This is a genomic window from Pseudarthrobacter sp. TRD_SC_9, from assembly GCF_055361265.1.
Map to the genome: position 1 here is coordinate 189,214 of NZ_CM143956.1, position 24,330 is coordinate 213,543.

The following is a 24,330-nucleotide window of genomic DNA, read 5'->3' on the forward strand; positions in this document are numbered from 1 at the left end:
ACTGGTGAGGGGCGCCTAATTACCGGCGCACCGGCACCCCAAGCCCTCAACTGGTCTCGACCAGAACTTTGACATCCCATGCGGATAACTCGAGTACATCCCCATAGCTGAACTCTTCTCCGGAGATGATGTCGCGGACTGCCGCGGGGAGCTTGAAACTACTCGGTGTCCAGGACCAGTTGTGCACAAAGTGCAGGCGGCGTCCGTTCCTGGCCGTGGCTCCGGTGACAGTTTGTGAGTCCGTGAGCGGCCGCCAATCGCCGTTGCCCTGCGCTGCCCACTGCAAAATGTCGGTGGCCATAGCCTCGTTGGGAACTGTGCCCACGTAGGTGATGTGGCCTTTTCCGTGGGCGTTGGTGGTCAGCGCAGGCCAGCGGCCGAAGTGCACGTGGTTGTAGGAAGCCAGCACCTGCGCTCCCTGGAGCTGGACACCGTCGATCCAGCGGGTGCCTGCCGCGCCTGGGCTCAAGGCAAAACCTGTTTCCTTTCCTCCGGCAACTCCTTGGGGTGCCGTTACCTGCACCGGCGTGGACAGCGTGCTGAACTCGTCATAGAACAAGCCGGCCGCCTCGGCGAGGTGGGCGGGCTTACGCTCCAGCCGGGCGCGGGCCTCTTCGTCCTGGTATCCGGTGCGGATGCCCAGGATGAGATGCCCGCCGGCCTGTGCGTAGGAGCGCAGCCACTGCAGTTCCTGGTCAGTAGCGATGGCAAAGCCGGCGGCCACCAGCACCGGCTGGGCGGCGGCATACGCTGCCGGGTCCAGCGCGGTCATCTGGCCAGGATGCAGCAGCCGTGACTGCAGGCCGGCTTCGAACGCGCCGCGGTAGAAGGCATCAAAGATGGTTTCGTAGGAGCGCGGATCTGGCCGATCTTCCAGGGAGAGCTGCGGGGCTTCCTGGAAGGACCACTTGGTGTCACTTGAATAGACCAGGACGACGTCGGCGTCGGGCGTGAGGCCGGTGACGAGGTCCCCGGCTGCGGCGAACTCGGCACCCAGTTCCTTTATTTGCTGGTACGTCCGGCCCGGCTCGAGGCTGTGCGGCAGCACCCCGCCCCAGAACGTCTCGGCGCCGAAGTGCAGGGTGTGCCAGTGCCAGTACTCGATCATGCTCGCGCCGCGGGAGATCAACGCCCAGGCAGCCTGCCGCCACTGTCCGTCATAGGCGGGCTCGTTCTGGTGGGCGTGCCCGATGGCCTGGGCGTTGGTCTCGGTGATCAGGAACGGCGCCTGCTTGGAGGAGAACATCCGGTCCGCCGTCGCATACAGGGACCAGGTACCTTCTGTGGTCCAGCCCTGGGTGGTGGGGCCGGCGGCCGGAAGGGCCAGGTGGTCCTGCATGCGGTAGTACGGGTTGCCCGCAGTGACATCGAGTCCGGCTGTCAGGGCGTCGTCCCGGAGGGTGCGGCGTTCATAGGAGATGCAGGTGGTGACGAACTGGTCAGCGCGGGCGTACTCGCGGACAACATCGGCCTGCCAGTGGATGAACGACGTGGTCAGTCCCGCCTGGAAGCGCCGCCAAGCCAGTGCATACTGCGGCTGTGCGTTGGAGTCCGGCGTCCACAGGTCCGCCCAGTCGGAAAGCTTGTGGGACCAATAGGTCAGGCCCCACTCGCTGTTGATTTTTTCCACGGTTCCGTACTGCTTACGCAGGTGTTCGACGAAGCGTTGAAAGACACCCGGGTTGTGGAAGATTTCGTTGCCGGGTTCGTTGTCCACCTGGAATCCGATCACGGCAGGGTGGCCAACGTAACGGGCGATGATCTTGCGGATGATCCGTTCAGCGTGGAAGAGGAACGCGGGGTGGGTGAAATCGATCTCCTGGCGGACGCCCCAGCCCATCGGCTGGCCGGTGGCTCGATGGACGTTGATTTCCGGATACGTGCGGGCAAGCCACGGAGGCGCTGCATACGTGGGAGTTCCCAGGATCACCTGGATGCCGCGCTGGTGCGCCGCGTCCAGGACGGGCTGGAGCCAGTCAAGATCGAAGAGGCCATTCTCCGGCTCCCAGGTGGACCAGACGGATTCACCCACCCTGATGACGGTGAAATGGGCCTCCTTCATCAGATCCATGTCGGCGTCGAGCCTGTCGGTCGGCTGGTATTCGTGATAGTACGCAGCGCCGAAAAGCACGCGGTCAGTGGGGAATGGCATGGTTGTGCGGTCTTCCTGTCTGGACGCCATGGTTAACCTTTCACCGCCCCCGCGGCGGTGAATTCGCCGGTGGCATCGACCCGGCAACGCAGGGGCGGACGGTTTGTGTTGGCAGGAGTGCCCCGGCCGGAACGGAGGAGCTTTCTTGGGCGGTGGAGCTCGGAAGATTCATGACGTGCGCCTTTGCATGGGTGAGAAGTCTTTGGACAGCTTCCTCAAGAGTCATCGAACCGGAACGCCCCCCAAAGGGCAATTTCAATCAGTGAAAAGTCGTTATCTCTTTCGAAGGGTAAGGGTCCCAAAGCGCTTTCGAAGCCTTTTCATTCAGTGAAACCCGCGGCGCACCCCCTTCCTGCCATGCCGCAATGTTGAATCACGACGTGGTCCACAACACAGGACCGCGCATGACAGGAACGGCGCGGTACACATGGAGTCGACGACGACGGCAGGGCGGGTCCTGAAGGGGATCGAATTTGCTCGTCATGAAGGTGCCAGCACGTTGCTGCTGGACCTGTATGCCCCCCTACAGATGCCTACCGGCACCGGCTTTCCTGCTGTAGTTCACTTCCACGGCGGCGGATGGCGGACGGGGGAGCGCTCTTCTCTCGGACCAACGGTCGATGCCACTGGCCTTAGCCCCATTGAGCAGTTGGTGGACGCAGGTTTTGTCGTCGCCTCCGCCGACTATCGCCTCAGCACCGAGGCAACTTTTCCGGCTCAAGTGCTGGACGCGAAAGCTGCCATCCGGTGGCTTCGGTCCCACGCGGCAGAGTACGGCGTGGACCCTGGCCGGATCTATGCCTGGGGTGATTCCGCCGGCGGCCACCTCGCCAGCCTGGCGGGCCTCACGGGCGGGTCAAAAGACTTTTACGACCCCACAGACACAACAGACGACGCCGTTGCGGCGGTCGCTGCCTGGTACCCGCCTACCGACCTCGTGAGGATGGGTGCACAAGCCCGGCCCGACGCCGTCGCAACAGCTGACGATCCAGGCTCGCGTGAGTCGCTGCTCATCGGGGCCCAGCCTGCTGATGCACCGGACAAAGCCGCAGCAGCCAGCCCCCTCACCTATGTGGGCGGGCACGCCCCGCCCTTTTTCCTGGTCCATGGCTCCCATGACCGCTTCGTGCCGGTGACCCAATCGGTCTCCCTCGCCGAAGCACTGGAAGGCGCCGGTGCAGACGTGGAGCTTCTCCTTATTGAGGATGCGGACCACATGTGGCTGTTGCCGGACAAAAGCCCGGCCGCCGCACAGCAGGCCACCAGCGCCACCATCAACTTTTTTCGCCGTCAGGCGCAGAAACCCTGACTTTGAACATCCCGCCGCACGGATTGTGCGCGGGCAAGAACTGAAAGGCCCCTCATGCAGTTTGTAGGCATCAACCACCACGGCGAATCCTGGGTCGCAGCTCTGGTGGACGCGCACCTCTTTCCACTGGCAGCCGTAACTGAGTTTTGGACCGATCCCGCCGGCTGGCAGGACAAGGCCGTCACGTTGACCGCCGACGTCGGGACGGGGTTGGTGCGGGGCAGCGTCACCGAAGTGCCGCTTGTACCTGCCTCGGCAAGGGTCATCTGCGTGGGGCTTAACTACAAAGCGCATGCTGCGGAAGGCAGCTACAAGGACCAGGAACTGCCGCCGTACCCCACCCTTTTTGGGCGGTGGACTGCATCCCTGTCCGTGGGTAACGTCCCGGTTCCCGTGCCTGCGGGCGAAGCGGGTCTGGACTGGGAAGGCGAAGTCGCAGCGTACATCTCCCGGCGGGTTGAATCGGCGGACGAATCCGAGGCTGAAGGATCAGTCTTCGGCTATTCCACCTTCAACGACATCACCTCCCGTACGGCACAGAAGCTCACCTCGCAATGGACCCTCGGTAAAAACGGTGACTTCAGCGGCCCGGCTGGACCCCTGGTCAGCCGGGACGAGGTGGGCGACCTCCGCGACGGCCTCCAGGTACGCACCCGCGTGAACGGCATTGAGGCCCAGAACGGCAACACCCGGGACATGATTTTCGATGTTCCGTCCATCATCTCGTTGATCAGCCAGACCTTCACCCTGCACCCCGGCGATGTTATTGCCACCGGAACTCCTGAGGGTGTCGGTTACGCGCGGACTCCGCAGTGGCTGCTTCAGCCGGGGGATACCGTCGAGGTGGAAATCGAAAAGCTCGGCACGTTGACCACCCCGGTTGGCGACGTGACCCACCGGAGCCGTGCCTGATGGTCTCCCTCCAGCTGGCGTCCGGGCAGGAGATTCCGGAAGAGGCCCAGGTCCTCATTGCGGGCGGCGGGCCCAGCGGGTTGTTCCTGGCGCTGGACCTGGCCGGCCGCGGCATCCCCAGTACGGTCATCGAGCCGCGGGACGCCGTGGACCACACCCGCCCCCGGGCCAAGACGACCAACGCGCGGACCATGACGCACCTGTGGCGGCTGGGCCTCGCGGATGTGCTGCGTTCCGCCGCGCCGCTCCCGGTCGACTACGCGCAGGACGTCATCTTCTGCACCGGCCTCACAGGCTCCGCAGCTTATGAGTTGCGCCGGTTCCGGAACGCGTTCCAGCTGGTTCCCGGCCGCTATGGCCCCCAACCCGAATGCGGGCAGCAGGTTCCGCAGCCGGTACTGGAAGTGGTGCTTCGCGCCGCTGTGGCCGATCATCCGCTGGTCACGTTTGTCACGGGCTGGTCAGTCCGGGAGGTTCGCGGCATTCGCGAGGCTGACGTTCTACAGATTCCGTACGCCGTCGTTGTTTCCAATGCTGCAGGCGACAACCGAACCATCAGGGCTGACTACCTGATCGGGGCCGACGGCGGGTCCTCCGCCGTGCGACGCAGCCTCGGCATGCGCCTGGAAGGAGGATCCGCTGCGCTGTCCAACATCAGTATCCTCTTCCGGTCCACGGAACTCGCCTCCGCGGTGACCCTGGATCCTGCCGTCCAGTACTGGGTGGTGGGGACGGACGTGTCAGGAATGGTGGGACCCATGGATACGGGGGACATGTGGTGGGCCATCATCCAGGGCGTCGCTCCTGACAAAGCCGTCAGTACGGGGGATGCGGGCTCTCTGGTGCGTTCGCTGGTGGGCGCGGAGGTTGACCTAGAAGTCCTGGCAACGGACCCTTGGACCGCGCGCATGTTGCTTGCCCCCGAGTACAGCAGCGGCAACATCTTCCTCGTTGGCGACGCAGCGCACCTCAATCCGCCATGGGGTGGCCACGGCTTCAACACGTGCATCGGTGATGCCGCGAACCTCGCGTGGAAGCTTGCTGCCACCCTCCGGGGTTGGGGCGGTCCTAAGCTCTTGGCAAGCTTCGGGCAGGAGCGGCGGCCGGTTGCTGCCCGCACTATTCGGGATGCGGCAACCAACGGCAAGGCCCTGGCTTACCATTTTGCGGACCCAGCCCTTCGTTCCGCCGGCAGCGCAGGCGAGCGGGCACGGCAGAATGCCCACGATGCGCTGGCCATAAAGCAGAGCGAGTTCGATTCCCTGGGGTTGGTGCTGGGTTACGCCTACCCGGATTCTCCCGTGATAGTTCCGGACGGCGCGCCCGTTCCGGCCGGCGAGTCGGTTCGTTATGTTCCCTCCGCCAGTCCCGGTGCACTGATGCCGCACGCCTGGCTGGAAGACTCCACCTCGGTGTACAGCCGGCTAGGTCAGGGCTTCACGCTGCTGGTTGACGACGGCGTGCTGAACGGGGTGCCGGCTGCTGCGGCTTTTCACGCAGTGCTGGAGGCCGGTGCCCGGCAGGGCATCCCGGTGACCGTTGCCGCCGTCGGGCCTTCCGAGGACGGAATTCCGCTGTCCGAAGTTTGGGCTGCCGATGCCGTGCTGGTGCGCCCGGACCAGCACGTGGCCTGGCGCGGCAGTTCCGCAGACGCTGCCGCCACAGCCCTGTCCGTTGCCGCAGGTTGGGCGCCTGCATCCCAAGAACAGATCAGGAGCACCCATGTCGACGCCGTCCTTCCGTGACTTCCTTTTCACCCCGGACCATCCCCGAGTGGCCGGAATCCGGGGCCTAACTGCCCGCGAGTATGCCGAAGCGGCCAAGACTGACTCCTTTGCGGGGCCCATGATCGAGGGCTGGAAGAAGCTGTACCCGCAACCGTTCGTGGGCATAACCAACGACGGCGTCCTCCGTCCTTCGCTGTACTCCCTGGTCCCTGCCCGGGCAGGGGAGGAAGCGCCCACGGCAGAGATGACGGCTGCCGCGGAAAAGCTGCTGGGCGTGGCGACGCCCGAACAGGAACGCACGCTGCGCTATGCCGTGGACGCGCCCGAGTGGCAGAGCTGGGCGAACCCCGAGTTCATGCAGCACGACACAGGGCTAAGGCTGGACGAAGTTGATCCCCCTGTCCGCGACGCGGCGCTGGCCGTCATCGAGGCGAGCCTGAGTCCGGCCGGTTATGAGCTTGTCCGGAACCTCATGCGGATCAACGGATTCCTGGGCGACCTGGTGGAACTGCCGTTGCTGATGAACGAGTACAGCTACAACTTTGCCCTGTACGGCGAGCCCTCCGGGACGGAGCCGTGGGGGTGGCAGATTTTTGGTCATCATGCGGCGCTGAATTGCCTGGTGGCCGGAACCCGGATGGTCGTCTCGCCCGTGTTTATGGGCGCGGAGCCGGACATGATTGATGAAGGCCCCTACCAGGGGGTCAAGGTGTTCAAGGAACGCATCATCCTGGCCAGGGAGCTGATGGCTGCGCTGCCGGCCGGGTTGCGCGAGCAGGCAACGGTGTACCGGGCGATGGTGGACACGGCAATGCCCGAAGGCCGGATGCATCCGGGTGACGAGCGGCATCTGGGCGGTTGCTTCCAGGACAACAGGGTGATCCCGTACGAGGGCATCCCCGTGGCCCACATGCCCGCCGAAGCCCGCGCGGTACTGGACGCCGTGGTGGATGATTTCATCGCGTACCTGCCGGAAGGGCCCCGCGCGTCACGCCGGCGCGAAATCCAGGAGTACTACCGGGAAAGTTTCTTCAGCTGGATTGGCGGCTGGGACGGCCAGGAGGCGTTCTACTTCAGGCTGCAGAGCCCAGTGGTGGTGCTTGAACTTGACCACCACACCGGGGTATTCCTCAGCAACGACGAGCCGGCACCGTTCCATATGCATACTGTCGTGCGAACCCCGAACGGGAACGACTACGGCCGGGAGTTGGTGAGGCAGGCGCTCGACGGCGGTTAGCCTGTCCGTTCCTCGGCTGAAGGTGACAACAGCGGCTGAAGGCGACGAAGCAAAGGGCCCGGACTTCCTCTCGAAAGTCCGGGCCCTTTGTATGCTGTGCTGCCGGGTACGCGCGCTGTCTAGATGTCCAGCCCTACGCGGCGCTGTGGCGGCGGTCCCACCACGGTCAGGTCCATCTCGGCCTGGGCCCGGCCGAAGCCTTCCATATCCATGAAGGGCTCGCCCCCTTCGGTGTACATGTGGTCCTCGGTGGGCTTGTTGAAGTACTCGAAGAAGCCGTTGAAGACGGACGGCGTAAGGAACCCCACCATCTGGGTATTGTGCGAGTCCAGCGAAAAGGAGTGGACCGTGCCGGCCGGGGCATGCAGAAAGTCGCCCTTGGTCAGGAGCATCTCGCGCCCGTTGGCGTAAAGCCACATCCGACCTTCAGTAACGAGGAAAACCTCCGTATGCAGGGAGTGGAAGTGCAGCGGTATGTAAGGTGTCTTGGCTCCCTTGGTGTGCACCGCGAAGTAGTTCGAGCCGGTGTTGGCCGGCCGGGACAGGTAGGTAAACATGGTCTGGTAGCTGACCAGGCGCTCGCCCTCATGCGCACTCAGGAAGTAGGGGCTCTGGACGGCCGGCAGGACGGCATCGCGCTTAAACGACGGTTCTACCCGTTTCACATCGGGGAACGTAATTCCGAACTCGGCTCCGACTTCGGCCTGCTCACGAAGGCTTGCCGTGTGGCCGGCGCGCACGGGCGGGACGTGGGAATCGATGGGCGTGCCCACACGCTGGTAATAGTCCTCTGCTCCGCCGGGCGTCATCCAGTTCAGGAAGCGGGTGTAGTGGCTGGCCATGCGGTAGGCATGGGGTGTTCCCGGGGGAATTACCACGGAATCACCCGGTGTGAGGATCCGGCTCTCGCCGGGGAGCCACACGTGCAGGATGCCGTCGAAAACGTAGAGGGTTTTGTGTTCCACCTTGTGGCTGATGAAGGGCGACTCGGCACCCATGCCGCCGGAGATGAAAGCGGCGCTGAAGATTCCGCCGGTGTCCGCGGCGCGCGCAATGACGGTGACGAGCTGGCCGTTGATTTCGTACCGGGCACCCTCGCCGGATGCCATGTAGTAGGGCACCGCTTCGCCCGGCAGGGTGTTGGCAACCGGCAGTTGCTGGTTCATTTCCTCCACGTTGAGGGACATGCTTCCTTCTTTCCAGGTCGTCCGGCCACGCCGGAATGTGACCTTCATCATTCCGCGTGGTGGAGGTGAGTACTAACCCGGTTTCCAATGGTTGGAAGACTGTTGTCCACTGGCGCTAATGATGGGATGCGGGCGGCAGCGTTAGGAGCTGGCACCGGGACTGCCCGGTCGAGTAAAAGTCACTGTCTCCGGATCGGGTTGAGCCGTTTCTTACATTTCCCCAAGTATTTGCAAACCGCGTTTCGCCCAGGCAATTTCCTGCTCGGCGCGGGCCAGTTGGCCTTCATAGGCGTAGATTTTGAAGCGGACGATCTGCTCCTGTTCCTCCTTGGCGTATCGGGCGAGGCGCCTGGCAAGCGTGGGATGTTCGCGTTTTTCGAGAGAGTCGATCATCTCGAGAGTCTGGAGGCGCTGCTGCTCGTAATGCGCAATATGGGCATGCAATTGAGTCGCCGCCGCTCCAGGGGGCGCCCACTCAAAGTAGGCGGCCTTGAGGCGGGCAGGATCCCGTTCCTGGACGTAGGTCAGTGGCGCATCTTGCCACTGCCTTAGAGCTTGCTCCCCGGCTGGAGTGAGCGCGTACTCCGTTTTGGTGGCCCCCCTTGTGCCCCATGGCACGGGCCGGCTCGAGAGCAGGCCCTCTTTGTGCATCTTTCGCAGTTCGGGGTAAATCTGCGAGTCGGGTGCATGCCAGACGTGGCCCACTGAGGAGCCGAACTGCTTAACGACGTCGTAACCCGTCAGCGGACCTGAGGACAGTAAGGCCAGCAGTGCCGAGCGCAGGGTCACGGGAAAGTCCTTCACATCGAAGTATGCGTTGCCTCCCAGCCTAGCTTTACCTACGGCCACAGTTGCGAACCACTATCTACATAGGTAGTCTGTGGTGCACACCACTAAATAGCTATCTGGATAGCTATTTGCTGACCGCCCGGCCCCCTCAACGACGAAGGACCGTTCATGACCGTCTCGGCCACGAAAACCACTAGTACTGCAAAGCTTCTGTCCTATCCGCTCAATGCCTGGTTCGCGGCGGGATGGGACCACGAGCTTACTGCCAAGGGCATCCTCGCCCGCACCATCGCCGGCCGCCCCCTGGCTCTGTACCGCACTGCGGATGGCAGGCCTGTCGCGTTGGCCGATGCGTGCTGGCACCGCCTGGCCCCGTTGTCGCAAGGCAAGCTTGTAGGCCGCGACGAAATTCAGTGCCCGTACCACGGCTTGCGCTACAACGCCGCTGGCCGCTGCACTTCAATGCCAGCCCAGGAAACCCTGAACCCCTCCGCTACCGTGCCGTCCTTCCCGGTGGTCGAGCGGTACCGCTACGTGTGGGTGTGGCTGGGCGATCCGACTAAAGCCGACCCGGGCCTTCTGCCGGATATGCACCAGATGGATAGCCCGGAGTGGGCGGGGGATGGCGAGACCATCCACGCCCCGTGCAACTACCAGCTTGTCCTGGACAACCTCATGGATCTCACGCACGAGGAATTTGTGCACAGTTCATCGATCGGGCAAGAGGAGCTGTCCGAGTCCGAGTTCGAGGTAACCCATGACGAGTCATCGGTGACGGTGACCCGCTGGATGCGCAACATCGATGCGCCGCCGTTCTGGCTGAAAAACATGAGGGACAAGTTCCCGGGCTTTGAGGGCAAAGTGGATCGCTGGCAGATCATCCACTACTACTTCCCGTCCACGATCTGCATCGACGTCGGGGTTGCGGAGGCCGGGACCGGGGCGCCTGAGGGCGACCGCTCGCGCGGAGTCAACGGTTACGTGATGAACACAATCACTCCTGAAACCGACCGCTCCTGCCATTACTTCTGGGCCTTCATGCGCAATTACCGGCTCGAGAGCCAGCTCATCACCACGCAGCTGCGTAACGGGGTGCACGGAGTCTTCGGGGAAGACGAAGCCATGCTTCAGGCACAGCAGGCTGCCATCGACGCCAACCCGGACTACGAGTTTTACAACCTCAACATCGACATGGGCGGCCTGTGGGTGCGTCGGCTCCTGGAGCGTGCACTCGAAGCCGAGGGCCGTCTCGCCACCCTGCCGACCGCCTGAGCTGAAGGAGGCACATCGTGGCTGATTCCCACCACATTCTCTGGCAGCAGGCCGTCGTCGACTCCGTGTCCGACGTTGCCGAAAACATCCGCCGTGTCGTCCTGCGTCCGGAGCTCCCTATGCCTGTGCGGCCGGGCGAGCATATAGACGTACGCACGACCATCGGCGGCGGGCAACACGTCCGCTCCTACTCCGTAGTCGATGCTGAGGAAGACGGCACGCATCTGGCCCTCAGCGTCTTCAAGACACCGACGTCCCGCGGAGGGTCAGTGTTCATGCACACACTCCAGCCCGGGCAGCTTCTCGAAGTCACCCAGCCGCTGCAGAACTTTCCGCTGCGGATCGGGGCGCCCTCCTACATCCTCCTTGCCGGCGGCATCGGCATCACCGCTATTGCCGGTATGGCCGCACTCCTGCGGCGCTTGGGCACGGACTACCGCCTGGTCTACGTGGCCCGTTCCCGTGAGTCCATGGCCTACCTCGATGACCTCGCGGCCCTGCACGGGGACCGCCTCGAAGCGCACATTGATGCGGAGGGTACCTCTCTAGATGTGCAGGCCCTTGTAGGCTCAGCGTCCGAGGATGCCGAGCTCTACATGTGTGGGCCCATCCGGCTCATGGATGCCGTGCGCCGCGCCTGGATGGAACGGGAACTCGAGCCAACGAGCCTACGCTACGAAACCTTCGGTAACAGTGGCTGGTACCAGGCTGAACCGTTTACCGTCCGGATACCACGGCTGGGGGTGGAGGCCTCTGTTGGCTCGGACGAATCCGTGCTCGAGGCCCTCCAACGCCAGGGCGTGGACATGATGTCTGATTGCCGCAAAGGCGAGTGCGGCCTGTGCCAGGTCAAGGTTCTTGAGCTCGCCGGGCGGATCGACCATCGCGATGTTTTCTACTCCGATCGGCAAAAGGAACCCAACACAAAGATGTGCTGCTGCGTTTCACGCGTGGTTGCCAACGAGCCGGGCGCAAATACGGCTCACCGCCCCGCTGTTCTCACCATCGACGTCCCCTGAGAGGCATCAGTACCATGGACATCCGAAAGCAGATCGACGCATCCAGAATGTCGTCGTACCAGTGGTTCATCATTGCAGTGACCACATTCCTCAACGCCCTCGACGGCTATGACGTGCTGGCCATGGCGTTCACAGCGACGTCAGTCACGAAGGAGTTCGGGCTATCCGGCGCGCAGCTCGGCTGGCTGCTCAGCGCGGGCCTCATCGGCATGGCTGTTGGCTCGCTCGTCCTCAGTCCTCTCGCGGATCGTTACGGCCGGCGTAAGATCCTCATTGTCGCGTTGGCCATCAATGCCTTGGGCCTCTTCCTATCGACCACGGCACATTCCGCCTTTGAGCTCGGACTGTGGCGGGTCATCACCGGGCTGGGCGTAGGGGGGATCCTCGCTTCTGCCACGGTGATCACGAGCGAGTACGCAAACGCCCGCCGCCGCGGCTTGGCCGTTAGTATCTTCACCGCCGGCTATGGCGTGGGCGCCACCCTGGGCGGCATGGGAGCCACCCAGCTCATCCCGGCCTTCGGATGGCGCTCCGTGTTTCTGGTCGGCGGCCTGTTGACCCTTGTGGGGATAGCCCTCGTTGTAGTCCTTCTGCCGGAGTCCGTTGACTACCTTCGCGCCCGGCGTCCCCGGGATGCCGTCCAGAAACTCCAGCGCATTGCCCGGCGCCTGCGCCTGGAGGGCCACGTGGAACTCGGTCCCGCACCCGTCAGCTCTGGAAAGCAGCAAGGCAGCGTAGCTAAACTCCTAAGCCCCCGGTACCGCACAGCCACCATCCTGCTGTGGATCTCCTTCTTCGTCCTCATGTTCGGCTTCTACTTCGCCAACTCCTGGACGCCGCGCCTATTGGTGGAATCGGGGATGACAGAGCAGCAGGGCATTATCGGCGGCCTCATGCTCACCATGGGCGGTACCCTCGGCTCGCTGCTCTACGGCGCGCTTACCACCCGCTGGGACGCACGGCAGACCCTGATAGCCTTCACGGTGCTCTCCTCCGTGACTCTGGTCTTGTTCATCACGACCACGCCCCTGCCCCTGCTGGCCTTCTCCTCCGGCGTAGTGGTGGGGATGCTCGTCAACGGCTGCATCGCCGGGCTCTACACCGTGGCTCCCGTGACCTATGAGCCCGGTGTCCGCACAACAGGTGTGGGCTGGGGTATCGGCGTCGGAAGGGTTGGGGCAATTCTCGCTCCGATCGCCGTCGGCGCCCTGCTCGACAACGGATGGAAGCCCCTGCAGCTCTACATCGGCGTAGCCGTGGTGGTCCTTCTCGCCGCTGTAGCGCTGCTCCGGCTGCGCCCCTACAGAGAAGCTGAATCCCCTGCAAACGGGGTGCCTGTGTCTACAACGACGGCGGGATGAATCACGGTGAGTGCCGTCCCCGGCCCAGGGACGGCACTCACGGCAGGCTAACGTGAATCCCAAGGGAGTCCCGGAACAAGGTGGCGCGCAGTTACGCGCCGGGCCAGCCGGTGTACGCCTCGGCGAGGTAAGCCATTCCGTTTCTGGAGGAGACCACAGAGTTAAGCTCGCCCAGTTGGCGGGCGCGGGAGAAGTCATCGGCGTCAGCCCGGGTGTGCAGCATGGTGGTCATCCAGTAGGAGAACTGCTGTGCCTTCCACACCCGCTCGAGGGCTCGGTCGCTGTAGGTCTCCAGCAGTAGGTTGGAGCCGGAGTTGTAATGGCTGTCCAGCCCTTCGAAGAGGACCTTGACGTCGTTAATCGCCAGATTGAGGCCCTTGGCGCCGGTGGGCGGCACGGTGTGTGCGGCGTCGCCGGCCAGGAAGAGGTTGCCGTAGCGCATGGGGGTCTGGACGAAGCTGCGGAACGGCAGCACCATCTTTTCGATGACCGGGCCTTCTTTGAGCTCAAAGCCGTTTCCGTTGACTCGGCTGCGGAACTCGGTCCATATCCGGTCGTCGTCCCACTCCGCCACGTTCTCGTTGGGATCGCACTGGAAGTACATCCGCTGGACCGTCTCGGTGCGCTGGCTGATCAGGGCGAATCCTTTGGCGGAGTTGGCGTAAATCAGTTCATCCGAACTGCGCGGAGCCTCGGCCAGGATGCCGAACCAGGCGAACGGGTACTGGTGGAAGTACCGCTTGCGGCGCACTTCCGGGATTTGTACCCGGCATTGGCTCCTGGAGCCGTCCGCCCCCACGAGGTAGTCCGCCCTGATCTCGCACTCCATTCCGTCGGCGTCAGTGAACCAAACTCTCGGCTTGCCCTCCAGGTCGTGCACAGAAGTGTCAGTGACGCTGTAGCGGACGTCGCCGCCGTCGGCCTTCCTGCGCGCGGCCAGGTCCAGGAACACGTCCGTTTGGGGGTAAAGCCACACCGACTCTCCTACAAGCTCCTTGAAGTCCACCCGGTGGCTCTCGCCGTTGAAGCGCAGCTCGATGCCGTCGTGCCGGTCCCCGTCCCGCAACACCCGGTCAGAGACGCCGCTATCCACCAGCAAGTTCACCGTCCCGTGCTCCAGAATGCCGGCACGGACGGTTTCGGAGATCTCCTTGTGGCTGCGGACCTCGATCACGGTTGAGTCGATGCCGGACTTTGCCAGCAGGTGGGAGAGCATCAGGCCCGCTGGCCCAGCTCCCATAATCGCCACCTGCGTGGAAAAAACTTTGCGTGCCAAAACTCGTCTCGCTTCGTTGCGGGGCCCGCAATGCGGAGCCGGTTGCTTCTTCTTGCCTCAGTGTGCGGCAGGCGCGACGAGCCAGGTAGCGGCAATTCCGCTCAATGGAGTGGTTCATTGGCGAATCCGCGCGAAATCCTGCGGCACCCAGGGCAACCCTAGACGGACTGGAGTTGCGCCTCGGCCACAAACTCCGAAAGCCGGGTGGCGACGTCGTGCGCTGATCCGTTGGCGTCCATCACGGTGAAGTTCCGGTATTCGGGCAGCCGCTGGTAGGCGGAGCGGAGCGCTGTGAGGTCCGCCAGTGACTCTTCATCGATTCCGCGGGCAGCAATGCGCTGGTACGCAGTGCCGGGCTGGACGTCAAGGTGGAGGATGGCATCCGGCGCGGGAAGTACCTGGAGCAGCCAGGGCAGGAACCATCCGCGCGGAAGGCCTTTGGTGCCGCGCAGGGCTAGCTGGCAGTGGAGGTGCCGGTCCATGACCACCAGGCCGTCGAACCGGGAAGCCTGCAGGTGGGAAAGCAGGACGTTGAAAACGCGAATGCTGGTTTCAACTGCATCCATGAGCCGGAGCGGCAGGCGGATTCCGGTCCTGGCGCTCCATCCGGTTATGGTGCGGCGGCCGGCGTAATTGGCCAGCAGCAGCGCGTCCTCGCCCCGTGACCTGGCGGATTCAACCACGGCCTGTGCCGCAGTGGACTTTCCGGAACCGTCGATTCCGGTCAAAACTATGATCACAGTGGCCTCCCTCCGCCACCTATACAACGCGGTGGAGGGAGGGATTGTGCCAAAGTGAGAGCAGGCTCACATCCTGCTACGACGGCGGAGGGAACCATTCTCCGAGGCAGTGCGTTAGGCGGTCCCTCGGCGCTGGATAAGCACCACGGCGTCGTCGAGCGTGGCTTCCGTACCGTCCGGGCCGGTGGCTTTACGGGCACGAACCTCCGCGATCCTCACCTCCCACAGCTCGCTGTCGAGTTCCAGCTGGGCGATCTCCTCTTCTGGAGTTAGGAAATGGTGGTTCTGATGGGCCTCAGCGGGCGCCCAGGGCGGAACGGCTCCGTGGGACACGATCAACAGGTGGCCGCCGGGAACCACGCAGGATGCTCCATTGCGGAGGATCTTTTCCCTGGTCAGGGCTACGGGGGAGTGGAAGAAGGACGCGGTCACCAGGTGGTACTCGTCCTGGCCGGCCCAGTTTTCCAGGTCGACGGCATCGAACTGAACGTTCCCGGGCATCGGGCCGGCGGCGCCGGCTGCGGCGGTCGCCCGGGCAACGGCGGTCCGGGAGAGGTCGAGGCCGAGCGCGTCCCACCCTTGCCGCGCGAGCCAGATCGCGTCTCCACCTTCACCGCAGCCCAGATCCAGTACCTTCCCCGGCTGGAGTCCGCTGACCACATCGGCCGTGGTGGCGTTTACCCGCCCGGACCAGATGGTCCCGGCTTCCTGATAGCGGTTTTCCCAGAAATTTACAGGGGTGGTGTCACCAGCGGCGTGTCCGCCATCAGTGGTCATGTCAGCTTGCTTGTTCTTGTGCATGAGAACCTCCTGCAGCAAGCCTTCCTGCGCATATACGAAAAGGCAAAAACTCTTGCCACTTCAGCAAATTTCTCCAACGCTCCTCGCTTGAAAACAGAAACGCACGACGTCGGAACCTCCCGTCGTCGTGCGTTTCCGTCTGTCTTGGTGGGGCTCAGCCCGGCAGCGGGGAACCGGTGAGGCGTACCTGGCGGTTCATGTCCTTGTACAGCAAGTAGCGGAACTGGCCCGGGCCGCCGGCGTAGCAGGCCTGCGGGCAGAAGGCGCGCAGCCACATAAAGTCGCCGGCCTCCACCTCCACCCAGTCGTTGTTGAGCAGGTACATGGCCTTGCCCTCGAGCACGTACAGGCCGTGCTCCATCACGTGGGTTTCCGGGAAGGGGATGACGCCGCCGGGCTGGAAGGTGACAATGTTGACCTGCATGTCATGGGCGAGGTCGTTGGAGTCGGTGAAGCGGGTGGTCTTCCAGACACCGTCGGTGTCCGGCATCGCGGTGGGCTCTACATCCTTCTCGTTGGTCACGAAGGACTTGGCCTCGTAGCCCTCAAGCCGCTCATAGGCTTTGCGGATCCAGTGGAAGGACACGATGTCCTGGGAGACGTTCTCTACGCCCCAGTCCGAACCGGCGGCAAGGTACGCGTAGCCGCCCTCTTCGAGTTGGTGCAGCTCACCGTCCAAAGTCAGGTTGACCCGGCCCTTGGTCACGAAAACGACGCCCTCGACGCCTGCCTCAAACTCGGCTTTGGGGGCACCGCCGCCTGCAGCAATCTCCACGATCAGCTGCGAGAACGTGGTGGCGAACCCGGAAATGGGGCGGGCAATGATCCAGGAGCGCGTGTTCGTGAACCCCGGCAGGTTGCTGGTGACGATGTCCGTCATCACACCCTTGGGAATGACCGTGTAGGCCTCCGTGACAATCGCACGTTCGGTGGTGAGGTGGGTCTGCGGCGGCAGGCCGCCCTGCGGGTAGTAGTAATTGCCCATCAGTGGATCCTTACTTGGAGGTGGACTGAGCCAGCCGCGGGTGCGCCAGGACGGTCAGGGAGGAAAGTTCGACGCCGGCCATCGCCTGGACCTCTTCGGAACCGATGGCTCCGCACTGGACGCCGCGCAGGATGAACCCTGCAAGGGCCCGAGCGGTGGCGGGTTCATCCATGACGCCGCCTTCAGTGCCGTCTGCGTTGTTTCGTTCCACGTAGGTCCGAAGCCGGGTGGCGGCGGCGGGGAAACCTTCGCGGTAGAACGCGTAGGAAGCGGCGAACCGGCTGGGAAGCTGCGCTGCGTGCAGGTCCCAGCCCTGGTAGTAGCCGCGCTCCAACGAACGGCGGACCAACCTACCGTGCAGCTTCCAGGCGTTCTCCACGTTCTCACCTACAGGGATGATGTTGGTGGAGCCGTCGGAAAGTCGAATGCCCGTCCCGGCAACCGCCAGCTGCATGACTTCCTTGGCGAAGTCGGCCACAGGGTGCTCCATGGACTGGTACTCCGCGGAGATTTGTAGCGAGGCAGAGTAGTCGTAGGTGCCGTAATGCAAAGCGCTGATCCGGCCCGGAACTACGTGCGGCAGCTGGGCCACCGGTGAGGTTCCATCCGGTCCCAGGATTAGCTGCGGGGTTTCCACCTGGACCTCGAAGCGGAGCCTGCCCGCTGGGAGTCCCAGGACCTCCTCCAGCCGGGTCACGGCGTCGTCCATTGCCTGTACCTGCGCCACTGTGGTGACCTTCGGCAGGGTGAGGATCAAGCCGGCGGGCAACTCGCCCAGCCGGGCCAGCGTGGACACAAACAGGTCCAGGGTGCGGAGGCCGCGGGCCCGGGTGGCGGCCTCGAAGCACTTGAAACGGATGCCGATGAAGGGCGGAGCAGTCCCGGCTGCGACCGCAGCGGCAACGGCCCGGGCGGCAGCCACGACGTCGGCGTCTTCCGCCTCATCACCGCGGTCCCCGTAACCGTCCTCGAAGTCCAGGCGGAGATCCTCGATGGGCTCCTCGGCGAGCTTCCGGGCCACGCGGACAGCGACGGCGGAGGCCAGCTCCGTTGGTTGGCCCAAGAGCGTGCCGAGTTTCTCGAGTCCGCCGTAGGCGTCTGCCGCCGCCAGCGCTGTGGCGCTCCAATCGGCCACGAACGACGGCGTGAACCGGTCCGCGGGGACGTAGACGGTGTGGATGGGCTGCCGGGTGCCGTCGTCGCCCGGGTAGTTGCGGTCCAGGAGCTGGTCCGTAGCCTCGAGGGCAGCGTCGATCCGGGCGAGGTCCGTGGGCGTCAGGGAAGTTCCGGCCACGACTCAGCCCAACAGTTCGTAGGCGGGAAGGGTGAGGAAGTCCGTGTAGTCCTCGGAGAGGCAGATGTCCGCAATCAGGCGGGAGGCAGGAGCGTAGAAGCTGGTGAAGGCTTCCTCGCCTACTTCGCCGCGGAGGCGTTCGGTCTCCTCGGCCAGGATCTGCTCCACCAGTTCCGGCGTGACGGTGGCGCCGGTGTCCGCCAGTACCGCCTTGTTCCGGAGCTGCTGCCACACCTGCGACCGGGAAATCTCCGCGGTGGCGGCATCTTCCATCAGGTTGTGGATGGCCACGGCGCCGTTACCGGACAGCCACACCGCTGTGTACGCCACGGCCACATACAGATTGGCGCGCAGGCCCGCTTCGGTGACCTGGCCGCCTGCGGAGGTAACGTCGATCAGCTGGTCTGCGGTGACGCTGACCTCGGGGCGCTGCTTGTCCAGCTGGTTGGGCCTGCCGTCCAGCACCGCATCAAACACTTCCCGGCAGGTGGGCACCAGGTCCGGGTGAGCCACCCAGGAGCCATCGAAGCCGTCGTTGGCTTCACGGGTCTTGTCCGCCCGGACCTTCTCGAAGGCCGCGGCGGTTACGTCCGGCTGCTTACGGTTGGGGATCACGGCTGCCATGCCGCCCATGGCGAAGGCACCGCGGGCGTGGCAGGTCTTGACCAGCAGTTCGGTGTAGGCCCGCATGAACGGCGCCGTCATGACCACGGAAGCGCGGTCCGGCAGCAGGAACTGCTCCCCGGCGTCACGGAAGTACTTGATGATGCTGAACAAGTAGTCCCAGCGGCCTGCGTTCAGTCCCGAGGCGTGGTCGCGGAGCTCGTAGAGGATCTCGTCCATCTCGAAAGCGGCCGGAATGGTCTCGATCAGCACTGTAGCGCGGATGGTGCCCTGCGGAATGCCCAGGTAATCCTGTGCGAAGACGAACACGTCGTTCCACAGCCTGGCCTCGAGGTGGCTCTCCATCTTGGGCAGGTAGTAGTACGGGCCGTGGCCGTTCTCCAGCAGCCGCCTGGCGGTGTGGAAGAAGTGCAGGCCAAAGTCCACCAGCGCACCCACGGTCGTTTCGCCGTCGAGCAGCAGGTGCTTTTCAGCCATGTGCCAGCCGCGGGGGCGGGTGACGACGACGGCGAGCGGTGCGTCCGTGCGCAGCCGGTACTCCTTGCCCTCCGGGGAGGTAAACGAAAGAGTGCCGGCGGCCGCGTCACGCAGGTTCAGCACCGATTCGACGACGTTGGCCCAGGTGGGGGTGCTCGCGTCCTCCATATCGGCCAGCCACACTTTGGCTCCCGAATTCAGGGCGTTGATGGCCATCTTGGCTGGCGCCGCCGGACCGGTCATTTCCACCCGGCGGTCCTGCAAGGCCGCGGGGGCAGGCGCAACCTTCCAGTCGCCGTCGCGCACGTCCCGGGTCTCCGGCAGGAAGTCGAGGCGGCCGGTGCGGGCCACCTCATCGCGCTTGGCAACGCGTGCCTTCAGGAGCTCGGCCCGGGTGCCTGCGAAGCGCTGGTGCAGCTCCTCGACGAAGGCCAGTGCCTCCGCGGTCAGAATCTCCCCTGCCCGTTCGATCGGCTGCGGATCGGTGACTGTAAGAGCCATGATGTGGTCCTTTCGTAGGGCTGCGGTCTAGGCGGTTACTGCTGTTGCTGCTGCCGCGTTGGCGCGTGCCGCGTTCGCAACAGCGGTGGCGACATCGGCGGCCACGTGCGGATCGAAGACGCTGGGGATGATGTAGCTGGCGTTGAGTTCATCATCCGCTACACGGCTGGCAATGGCTTCGGCAGCGGCAACCAGCATGTCCGGAGTGATGTCTGATGCTCCGGCGTCCAGCAGGCCGCGGAAGAATCCGGGGAATGCCAGCACGTTGTTGATTTGGTTGGGGAAGTCCGAACGTCCGGTAGCAACGACGGCCGCGTACTTGGACGCGAGGACGGGATCGACCTCGGGCGTGGGGTTGGCCATGGCGAACACGATAGCGTCTTCGGCCATGGACGCAAGCTGTTCCTCGCCGATGATGTTCGGTGCGCTGACGCCAATGAACACGTCAGCTCCCTTCAGGGCCTCGTGCAGGGTGCCGGAGAAGCCTTCTTCGTTGGTATTTGCCGCGATCCAGGTGCGGTGGTCGTCATCGTACTTTTCGCCGGAGTGGATGGCTCCGGAACGGCCGGCGGCAACGATGTGCTGCGCGCCCTGGGCCTTGAGAAGCTGGATGATGGCCGAACCCGCGGCACCGACGCCGGAGACGACGATCCTGACCTCGGAGAGCTTCTTGTCCACAACGCGAAGGGCGTTTACCAGGGCTGCCTGCGTGACGATCGCGGTGCCGTGCTGATCATCGTGGAACACCGGGATGTCCAGTTCTTCGCGCAGGCGTGCTTCAATCTCGAAGCAGCGGGGAGCAGCGATGTCTTCCAGGTTCACGCCACCGTAGACCGGAGCCAGGAGCTTGACGGTGCGGATGATTTCTTCGGTGTCCTGGGTGTCCAGGCAGACAGGCCAGGCGTCAACGCCGGCGAACTGCTTGAACAGCGCAGCCTTGCCTTCCATGACGGGCAGGGCAGCGGCGGGGCCGATGTTTCCCAGGCCCAGCACGGCGGAGCCGTCGGTGACCACGGCAATGGTGTTGCGCTTGACCGTCAGGTTGCGGGCCGCGGCGGGATCCTCGGCGATGGCCATGCAAACGCGGGCGACGCCGGGAGTGTAGGCACGGGAGAGATCGTCGCGGTTGCGCAGGGCTACTTTGGGGACGACCTCAAGCTTCCCGCCGAGGTGCATCAGGAAGGTGCGGTCCGAGACATGCTGGACCGTGACGCCGTCGAGCGCGTTGAGGGCGTCCTTGACGCGGGCGGCGTGGGCGTCGTCAGTAGTGTTGCAGGTGACATCAACCACCAGGGTGTCGTGGTGGGATTCGGTGACGTCAAGGGCGGTGATTGCGGCGCCGGCCTGGCCCACGGCGGCCGCGAGTTCGCTGGTGGCGCTGAAGCTGGACGGGGCTTCTACGCGCAGGGTGATGGAATTTCCGGGATTTGGGTTCGCCATTGAATGTTCCTCCTGGTTAGGACCCGTCGCCGGGCGGCCTGCTGAAACTGAATGTTTTCGTATTATGGATATTATTATCTACGTAGTGGAATTACAAGCTCAGGCGGCAATAGCTGCCTCATGCTTCTTTGAGGTATGTTGGGGTTCTACGGACTTTCACGATGTGGATATTGTTTGTCGCCCTGAGTCCACGTCCCACGTCCCCGGCTGATGCACAGGAGAACCGCTTATGGCCGAGAAAGCCAATGGAGGCGTTCAGTCAGTGGAACGCGTCTTCGAACTGCTGGAGCTGATTACCGACGCCGGCGGAGACGTCACGCTGAGCGAGCTTTCGTCCTCCACGGAGCTGCCGCTGCCTACCATCCACCGGCTGCTGCGCACCCTGGTCTCGCTGGGCTACATCCGCCAGCTGCCCAACCGGCGCTACGCGCTGGGGCCCCGGCTGATCCGGCTGGGCGAAGGCGCCAACAAGCAGCTGGGTGCGTTGGCGCGCCCGCAGCTGAAGTCCCTGGTGGACCGGCTGGGGGAGACGTCCAATATGGCTGTGCTGGATTCGGACATGGTGATCTACGTGGCGCAGGTTCCGTCACTGCACTCGATGCGGATGTTCACGGAAGTGGGCCGTCGCGCACACACCCATGCAACCGGCGTCGGAAAGGCCATCCTGGCGCAGCTGGAAGACGACGTTGTCCGCGGCATCGTGACCCGTGCAGGCATGCCTACACCTACCGACAAGAGCATTGGCGACGTCGACACCCTGCTGGCGGACCTGAACCTCATCCGCGAGCGCGGCTACTCCATTGACGAGGAAGAGCAGGAGCTCGGCGTCCGCTGCTTTGCAATGGCTGTGCCCAACGCCCCCACGCCCACGGCAATCTCGGTTTCCGGCCCCGTGTCCCGTGTGGACCAGGGCTTCGCGGACCGAGCCGTGCCGCTGCTCCGCGAGGCGGCCCGGACCATCTCGCAGGAGCTCAACCAAAGCTGATCCCCCTTCCCAACTAGGTAGCAGTAGTTGCCGTTTAGAGTGTCCTAAACGGCAACTACTGCTACCTACATTCGGGATCCGTCAGGTGGCGGTCGCCGCCGGTGGTAGCGTGACGGCTATGCACCTCATGTCCGACTCGAAGCGAGTATTGACCGCTTTAGGACAACGGACCTCCACCTCCGTATTGAACCCCGTTTCCCGCAATGTCCGCAGGACGCTCCAGGCGCTGTCACCGCGGCATCCCGCCCAGATCATTGTGCTTGGATTCGTGACCGCAATTGGCGTGGGAACCGGGCTGCTGATGCTGCCGGCCGCCAAACAGGGGCCGGGAGGGGCAACGTTCCTCGAAGCCCTTTTCACGGCCACGTCCTCCGTCTGCGTTACCGGCCTGGTTATCGTTGATACTCCGGTGTTCTGGACCGGCTTCGGCGATGTGGTGATCCTGGCCCTGATCCAGGTGGGCGGATTTGGCGTGATGTCCTTCGGTGCGCTGTTGGGCGTGCTGGTTGCCCGGCGGCTTGGCCTCCGTTCAAAGGTTTCTGCTGCCGCCGAGACTAAAAGCTCCGGGTTCGGCGATGTCCGCCGGGTCCTGCTGGGAGTCCTGAAGTTCAGCTTGGTGACCGAGGGTGCGCTGGCCATAATCCTGACCCTCCGTTTTATAGCCGGTTACGACTATCCGCTGGGCCGGGCCCTGTGGGGAGGCGTCTTCCACTCGATTTCGGCCTTTAACAACGCCGGATTCGCGCTCTACTCGGATAGCTTGATGGGCTTTGCCACGGATCCCTGGATTTGCCTGCCGATTGCCGCTGCCGTGATCATCGGCGGGCTGGGCTTCCCCGTCCTGTTCGAACTGCATCGCCAGTACCGGAAACCGGTCCACTGGAGCATGAACACCAAGCTGGTACTCGCCGGTTCGGGCGTGCTGCTGTTTTGCGGAACTGTGTTCATCACGCTGGTGGAATGGAGTAATCCTGCAACCCTGGGCGCCCTCCGGCCCGGCGAACGCATCCTGGCGGGTTTCTTCCAGTCTGTCATTACCCGCACCGCTGGCTTCAACAGCATCGACATCTCCCAGATGCACCCCGTGTCCTGGATGGGCATGGACATTCTCATGTTCATCGGTGGCGGACCCGCGGGAACGGCTGGCGGCCTGAAAATCACCACCTTCGCCGTACTGTTCTTCATTCTGGCCACCGAACTCCGCGGCGACACCGCGGTGAACATCTTCGGCAAGCGGCTGTCCCGGGCCGTGCACCGCCAGGCCATCACCGTGGTGCTGCTGGCCATCGCGCTGGTGACAGTTTCCACCATGTTCCTGATGCTGATTACGGACTTCGGCCAGGAGCGGATCCTGTTCGAGGTTGTTTCGGCCTTTGCAACAGTGGGACTTTCCACAGGAATCACGGCGGCGCTGCCACCTGCCGGCCAGGTTGTACTGATCCTCCTGATGTTCATCGGCCGGCTGGGCCCGGTAACCCTTGGGGTTGCCCTGGCCCTCCGTCCCCGTCCCGTCCTCTTTGAATACCCGAAGGAAAGGCCGCTCATTGGCTAGGAACATTTTCACCCGCACTGCTGAGCATGGTGCCCAGGCGGATTCCGTCGTCGTCATCGGCCTGGGCCGTTTCGGCGGCGCTCTTGCCCTGGAACTGGAGTCGCAGGGCACGGAAGTGCTGGGTATCGACGCCCGGGAGGACATTGTGCAGTCCTTCAACGGGCTGCTCACCCACGTGGTCCGTGCTGATTCCACCAAGGAAGAAGTGCTGCGCCAACTGTCCGTCCACGAATTCGACCGCGCCGTGGTGGGCATCGGCACCGACATCGAGGCCAGCATCCTGACCACGTCCCGGCTGCTCAAATTCAACGGTCCGCAGATCTGGGCCAAAGCAATCAGTGAGCCACATGCGGAGATCCTGGTACAGCTCGGCGTCGAACATGTGATCCGGCCTGAGCATGACATGGGCAAAAGGGTGGCCCACCTGGTCCGCGGATCGATCCTGGACTATGTGGAGTTTGAGGACGACTTCGTGATGGTCCGGAGCAGCCCACCTGCAGTGGCGCGGGACAGGCCGCTGGGAGTGCTGGGGATGCGCGACAAGTACGGCATCACCATCGTGGCTGTGAAGCGCGCCGGCGGAAAATGGGGGCACACCACCGCCCAGACAGTTCTCTATGACGACGACCAGATCATCGTGCAGGGGACCAAAAGTCTGGCCGAAAAATTTAGCTCCCTCCCTTAGCCCCC

At 63.9% G+C, this 24,330-nt stretch carries 20 protein-coding genes; 10 read left to right on the forward strand and 10 right to left on the reverse strand.

The features are described 5' to 3' along the window. Nucleotides 1–46: 46 nt before the first annotated feature. Nucleotides 47–2,182, reverse strand: a complete 2,136-nt coding sequence (locus ACWA13_RS00875; protein WP_463936113.1) for a beta-galactosidase — start codon at nucleotides 2,180–2,182, stop codon at nucleotides 47–49. 397 nt (nucleotides 2,183–2,579) lie between these two features. On the opposite strand from ACWA13_RS00875, the gene ACWA13_RS00880 reads away from it, so the two are divergent. Genes ACWA13_RS00880 through ACWA13_RS00895 form a run of 4 tightly spaced genes read left to right on the forward strand, consistent with a single transcriptional unit; the run spans nucleotide 2,580 to nucleotide 7,337 of the window. Beyond that, entirely contained in the window at nucleotides 2,580–3,461 is an 882-nt protein-coding gene (locus tag ACWA13_RS00880; protein ID WP_463936115.1) for an alpha/beta hydrolase fold domain-containing protein, read from the forward strand. Nucleotides 3,462–3,515: 54 nt separating this feature from the next. Further along, nucleotides 3,516–4,373, forward strand: coding sequence for a fumarylacetoacetate hydrolase family protein (locus ACWA13_RS00885; protein WP_463936116.1), 858 nt, complete (start codon nucleotides 3,516–3,518; stop codon nucleotides 4,371–4,373). Then, entirely contained in the window at nucleotides 4,373–6,118 is a 1,746-nt protein-coding gene (locus ACWA13_RS00890; RefSeq protein WP_463936117.1) for an FAD-dependent monooxygenase, read from the forward strand. Before ACWA13_RS00885 ends, ACWA13_RS00890 begins: the two co-directional genes overlap by 1 nt. Continuing rightward, nucleotides 6,096–7,337 (forward strand): DUF3500 domain-containing protein, encoded by a 1,242-nt coding sequence (locus ACWA13_RS00895; RefSeq protein ID WP_463936118.1) that lies wholly within the window; start codon nucleotides 6,096–6,098, stop codon nucleotides 7,335–7,337. Before ACWA13_RS00890 ends, ACWA13_RS00895 begins: the two co-directional genes overlap by 23 nt. A 119-nt stretch (nucleotides 7,338–7,456) precedes the next feature. On the opposite strand, the gene ACWA13_RS00900 is transcribed toward ACWA13_RS00895, so the two are convergent. Together ACWA13_RS00900 and ACWA13_RS00905 are read right to left on the reverse strand one after the other, a co-directional pair. Continuing rightward, nucleotides 7,457–8,524 carry a quercetin 2,3-dioxygenase gene (locus tag ACWA13_RS00900; protein WP_463936119.1) on the reverse strand — a complete coding sequence of 356 codons (1,068 nt, stop codon included), beginning with the start codon at nucleotides 8,522–8,524 and terminating at the stop codon, nucleotides 7,457–7,459. 210 nt (nucleotides 8,525–8,734) lie between these two features. Next, nucleotides 8,735–9,313, reverse strand: coding sequence for a PadR family transcriptional regulator (locus ACWA13_RS00905; protein ID WP_463936121.1), 579 nt, complete (start codon nucleotides 9,311–9,313; stop codon nucleotides 8,735–8,737). A gap of 168 nt (nucleotides 9,314–9,481) precedes the next feature. On the opposite strand from ACWA13_RS00905, the gene ACWA13_RS00910 reads away from it, so the two are divergent. Genes ACWA13_RS00910 through ACWA13_RS00920 form a run of 3 tightly spaced genes read left to right on the forward strand, consistent with a single transcriptional unit; the run spans nucleotide 9,482 to nucleotide 12,965 of the window. Beyond that, nucleotides 9,482–10,585 carry an aromatic ring-hydroxylating dioxygenase subunit alpha gene (locus ACWA13_RS00910; RefSeq protein ID WP_463936122.1) on the forward strand — a complete coding sequence of 368 codons (1,104 nt, stop codon included), beginning with the start codon at nucleotides 9,482–9,484 and terminating at the stop codon, nucleotides 10,583–10,585. A gap of 17 nt (nucleotides 10,586–10,602) precedes the next feature. Then, the gene (locus ACWA13_RS00915) at nucleotides 10,603–11,604 is read left to right on the forward strand and encodes a PDR/VanB family oxidoreductase (RefSeq protein WP_463936124.1); all 1,002 of its coding nucleotides are present in this window, start codon (nucleotides 10,603–10,605) and stop codon (nucleotides 11,602–11,604) included. Nucleotides 11,605–11,618: 14 nt separating this feature from the next. After that, entirely contained in the window at nucleotides 11,619–12,965 is a 1,347-nt protein-coding gene (locus ACWA13_RS00920) for an MFS transporter (RefSeq protein ID WP_463936126.1), read from the forward strand. Between the two features lie 91 nt (nucleotides 12,966–13,056). Here ACWA13_RS00920 and ACWA13_RS00925 read toward each other — a convergent pair whose 3' ends face one another. From ACWA13_RS00925 to ACWA13_RS00955, 7 genes are all read right to left on the reverse strand, one after another. Beyond that, complete coding sequence (locus tag ACWA13_RS00925; RefSeq protein ID WP_463936127.1) at nucleotides 13,057–14,241, reverse strand: 4-hydroxybenzoate 3-monooxygenase; 1,185 nt, start codon at nucleotides 14,239–14,241, stop codon at nucleotides 13,057–13,059. Between the two features lie 158 nt (nucleotides 14,242–14,399). Then, on the reverse strand, nucleotides 14,400–14,981 hold the full coding sequence (locus ACWA13_RS00930) for a nucleoside/nucleotide kinase family protein (RefSeq protein ID WP_463936129.1): 582 nt from the start codon (nucleotides 14,979–14,981) through the stop codon (nucleotides 14,400–14,402). A gap of 114 nt (nucleotides 14,982–15,095) precedes the next feature. After that, entirely contained in the window at nucleotides 15,096–15,782 is a 687-nt protein-coding gene (locus ACWA13_RS00935) for a class I SAM-dependent methyltransferase (RefSeq protein WP_463936131.1), read from the reverse strand. Nucleotides 15,783–15,936: 154 nt separating this feature from the next. Further along, nucleotides 15,937–16,767, reverse strand: a complete 831-nt coding sequence (locus ACWA13_RS00940) for a bifunctional allantoicase/(S)-ureidoglycine aminohydrolase (protein ID WP_463936133.1) — start codon at nucleotides 16,765–16,767, stop codon at nucleotides 15,937–15,939. A 10-nt stretch (nucleotides 16,768–16,777) separates the two neighbouring features. After that, complete coding sequence (locus ACWA13_RS00945; protein ID WP_463936135.1) at nucleotides 16,778–18,061, reverse strand: DUF6986 family protein; 1,284 nt, start codon at nucleotides 18,059–18,061, stop codon at nucleotides 16,778–16,780. A gap of 3 nt (nucleotides 18,062–18,064) precedes the next feature. Next, on the reverse strand, nucleotides 18,065–19,663 hold the full coding sequence (gene aceB, locus ACWA13_RS00950; RefSeq protein WP_463936137.1) for a malate synthase A: 1,599 nt from the start codon (nucleotides 19,661–19,663) through the stop codon (nucleotides 18,065–18,067). Between the two features lie 27 nt (nucleotides 19,664–19,690). Further along, the gene (locus ACWA13_RS00955) at nucleotides 19,691–21,103 is read right to left on the reverse strand and encodes an NAD-dependent malic enzyme (RefSeq protein ID WP_463936139.1); all 1,413 of its coding nucleotides are present in this window, start codon (nucleotides 21,101–21,103) and stop codon (nucleotides 19,691–19,693) included. Nucleotides 21,104–21,332: 229 nt separating this feature from the next. Here ACWA13_RS00955 and ACWA13_RS00960 point away from each other — a divergent pair, with 229 nt between their 5' ends. From ACWA13_RS00960 to ACWA13_RS00970, 3 genes are all read left to right on the forward strand, one after another. Then, a complete protein-coding gene (locus tag ACWA13_RS00960) occupies nucleotides 21,333–22,088 on the forward strand; it encodes an IclR family transcriptional regulator (RefSeq protein ID WP_463936141.1) in 756 nt (251 codons plus the stop codon). 118 nt (nucleotides 22,089–22,206) lie between these two features. Further along, complete coding sequence (locus ACWA13_RS00965) at nucleotides 22,207–23,640, forward strand: TrkH family potassium uptake protein (RefSeq protein WP_463937983.1); 1,434 nt, start codon at nucleotides 22,207–22,209, stop codon at nucleotides 23,638–23,640. Beyond that, nucleotides 23,633–24,325: a potassium channel family protein gene (locus tag ACWA13_RS00970; RefSeq protein WP_463936143.1), complete on the forward strand. Its 693-nt coding sequence runs from the start codon at nucleotides 23,633–23,635 to the stop codon at nucleotides 24,323–24,325. Before ACWA13_RS00965 ends, ACWA13_RS00970 begins: the two co-directional genes overlap by 8 nt. The last annotated feature ends 5 nt before the right edge of the window (nucleotides 24,326–24,330 follow it).

Excerpts from the sequence above, each read along its gene's own strand:
- ACWA13_RS00875 (WP_463936113.1), bottom strand. The coding sequence starts at position 2,182 with ATGGCGTCCAGACAGGAAGACCGCACAACCATGCCATTCCCCACTGAC.
- ACWA13_RS00880 (WP_463936115.1), top strand. The coding sequence starts at position 2,580 with ATGGAGTCGACGACGACGGCAGGGCGGGTCCTGAAGGGGATCGAATTT.
- ACWA13_RS00885 (WP_463936116.1), top strand. The coding sequence starts at position 3,516 with ATGCAGTTTGTAGGCATCAACCACCACGGCGAATCCTGGGTCGCAGCT.
- ACWA13_RS00890 (WP_463936117.1), top strand. The coding sequence starts at position 4,373 with ATGGTCTCCCTCCAGCTGGCGTCCGGGCAGGAGATTCCGGAAGAGGCC.
- ACWA13_RS00895 (WP_463936118.1), top strand. The coding sequence starts at position 6,096 with ATGTCGACGCCGTCCTTCCGTGACTTCCTTTTCACCCCGGACCATCCC.
- ACWA13_RS00900 (WP_463936119.1), bottom strand. The coding sequence starts at position 8,524 with ATGTCCCTCAACGTGGAGGAAATGAACCAGCAACTGCCGGTTGCCAAC.
- ACWA13_RS00910 (WP_463936122.1), top strand. The coding sequence starts at position 9,482 with ATGACCGTCTCGGCCACGAAAACCACTAGTACTGCAAAGCTTCTGTCC.
- ACWA13_RS00920 (WP_463936126.1), top strand. The coding sequence starts at position 11,619 with ATGGACATCCGAAAGCAGATCGACGCATCCAGAATGTCGTCGTACCAG.
- ACWA13_RS00935 (WP_463936131.1), bottom strand. The coding sequence starts at position 15,782 with ATGCACAAGAACAAGCAAGCTGACATGACCACTGATGGCGGACACGCC.
- ACWA13_RS00940 (WP_463936133.1), bottom strand. The coding sequence starts at position 16,767 with ATGGGCAATTACTACTACCCGCAGGGCGGCCTGCCGCCGCAGACCCAC.
- aceB (WP_463936137.1), bottom strand. The coding sequence starts at position 19,663 with ATGGCTCTTACAGTCACCGATCCGCAGCCGATCGAACGGGCAGGGGAG.
- ACWA13_RS00955 (WP_463936139.1), bottom strand. The coding sequence starts at position 21,103 with ATGGCGAACCCAAATCCCGGAAATTCCATCACCCTGCGCGTAGAAGCC.
- ACWA13_RS00960 (WP_463936141.1), top strand. The coding sequence starts at position 21,333 with ATGGCCGAGAAAGCCAATGGAGGCGTTCAGTCAGTGGAACGCGTCTTC.
- ACWA13_RS00965 (WP_463937983.1), top strand. The coding sequence starts at position 22,207 with ATGCACCTCATGTCCGACTCGAAGCGAGTATTGACCGCTTTAGGACAA.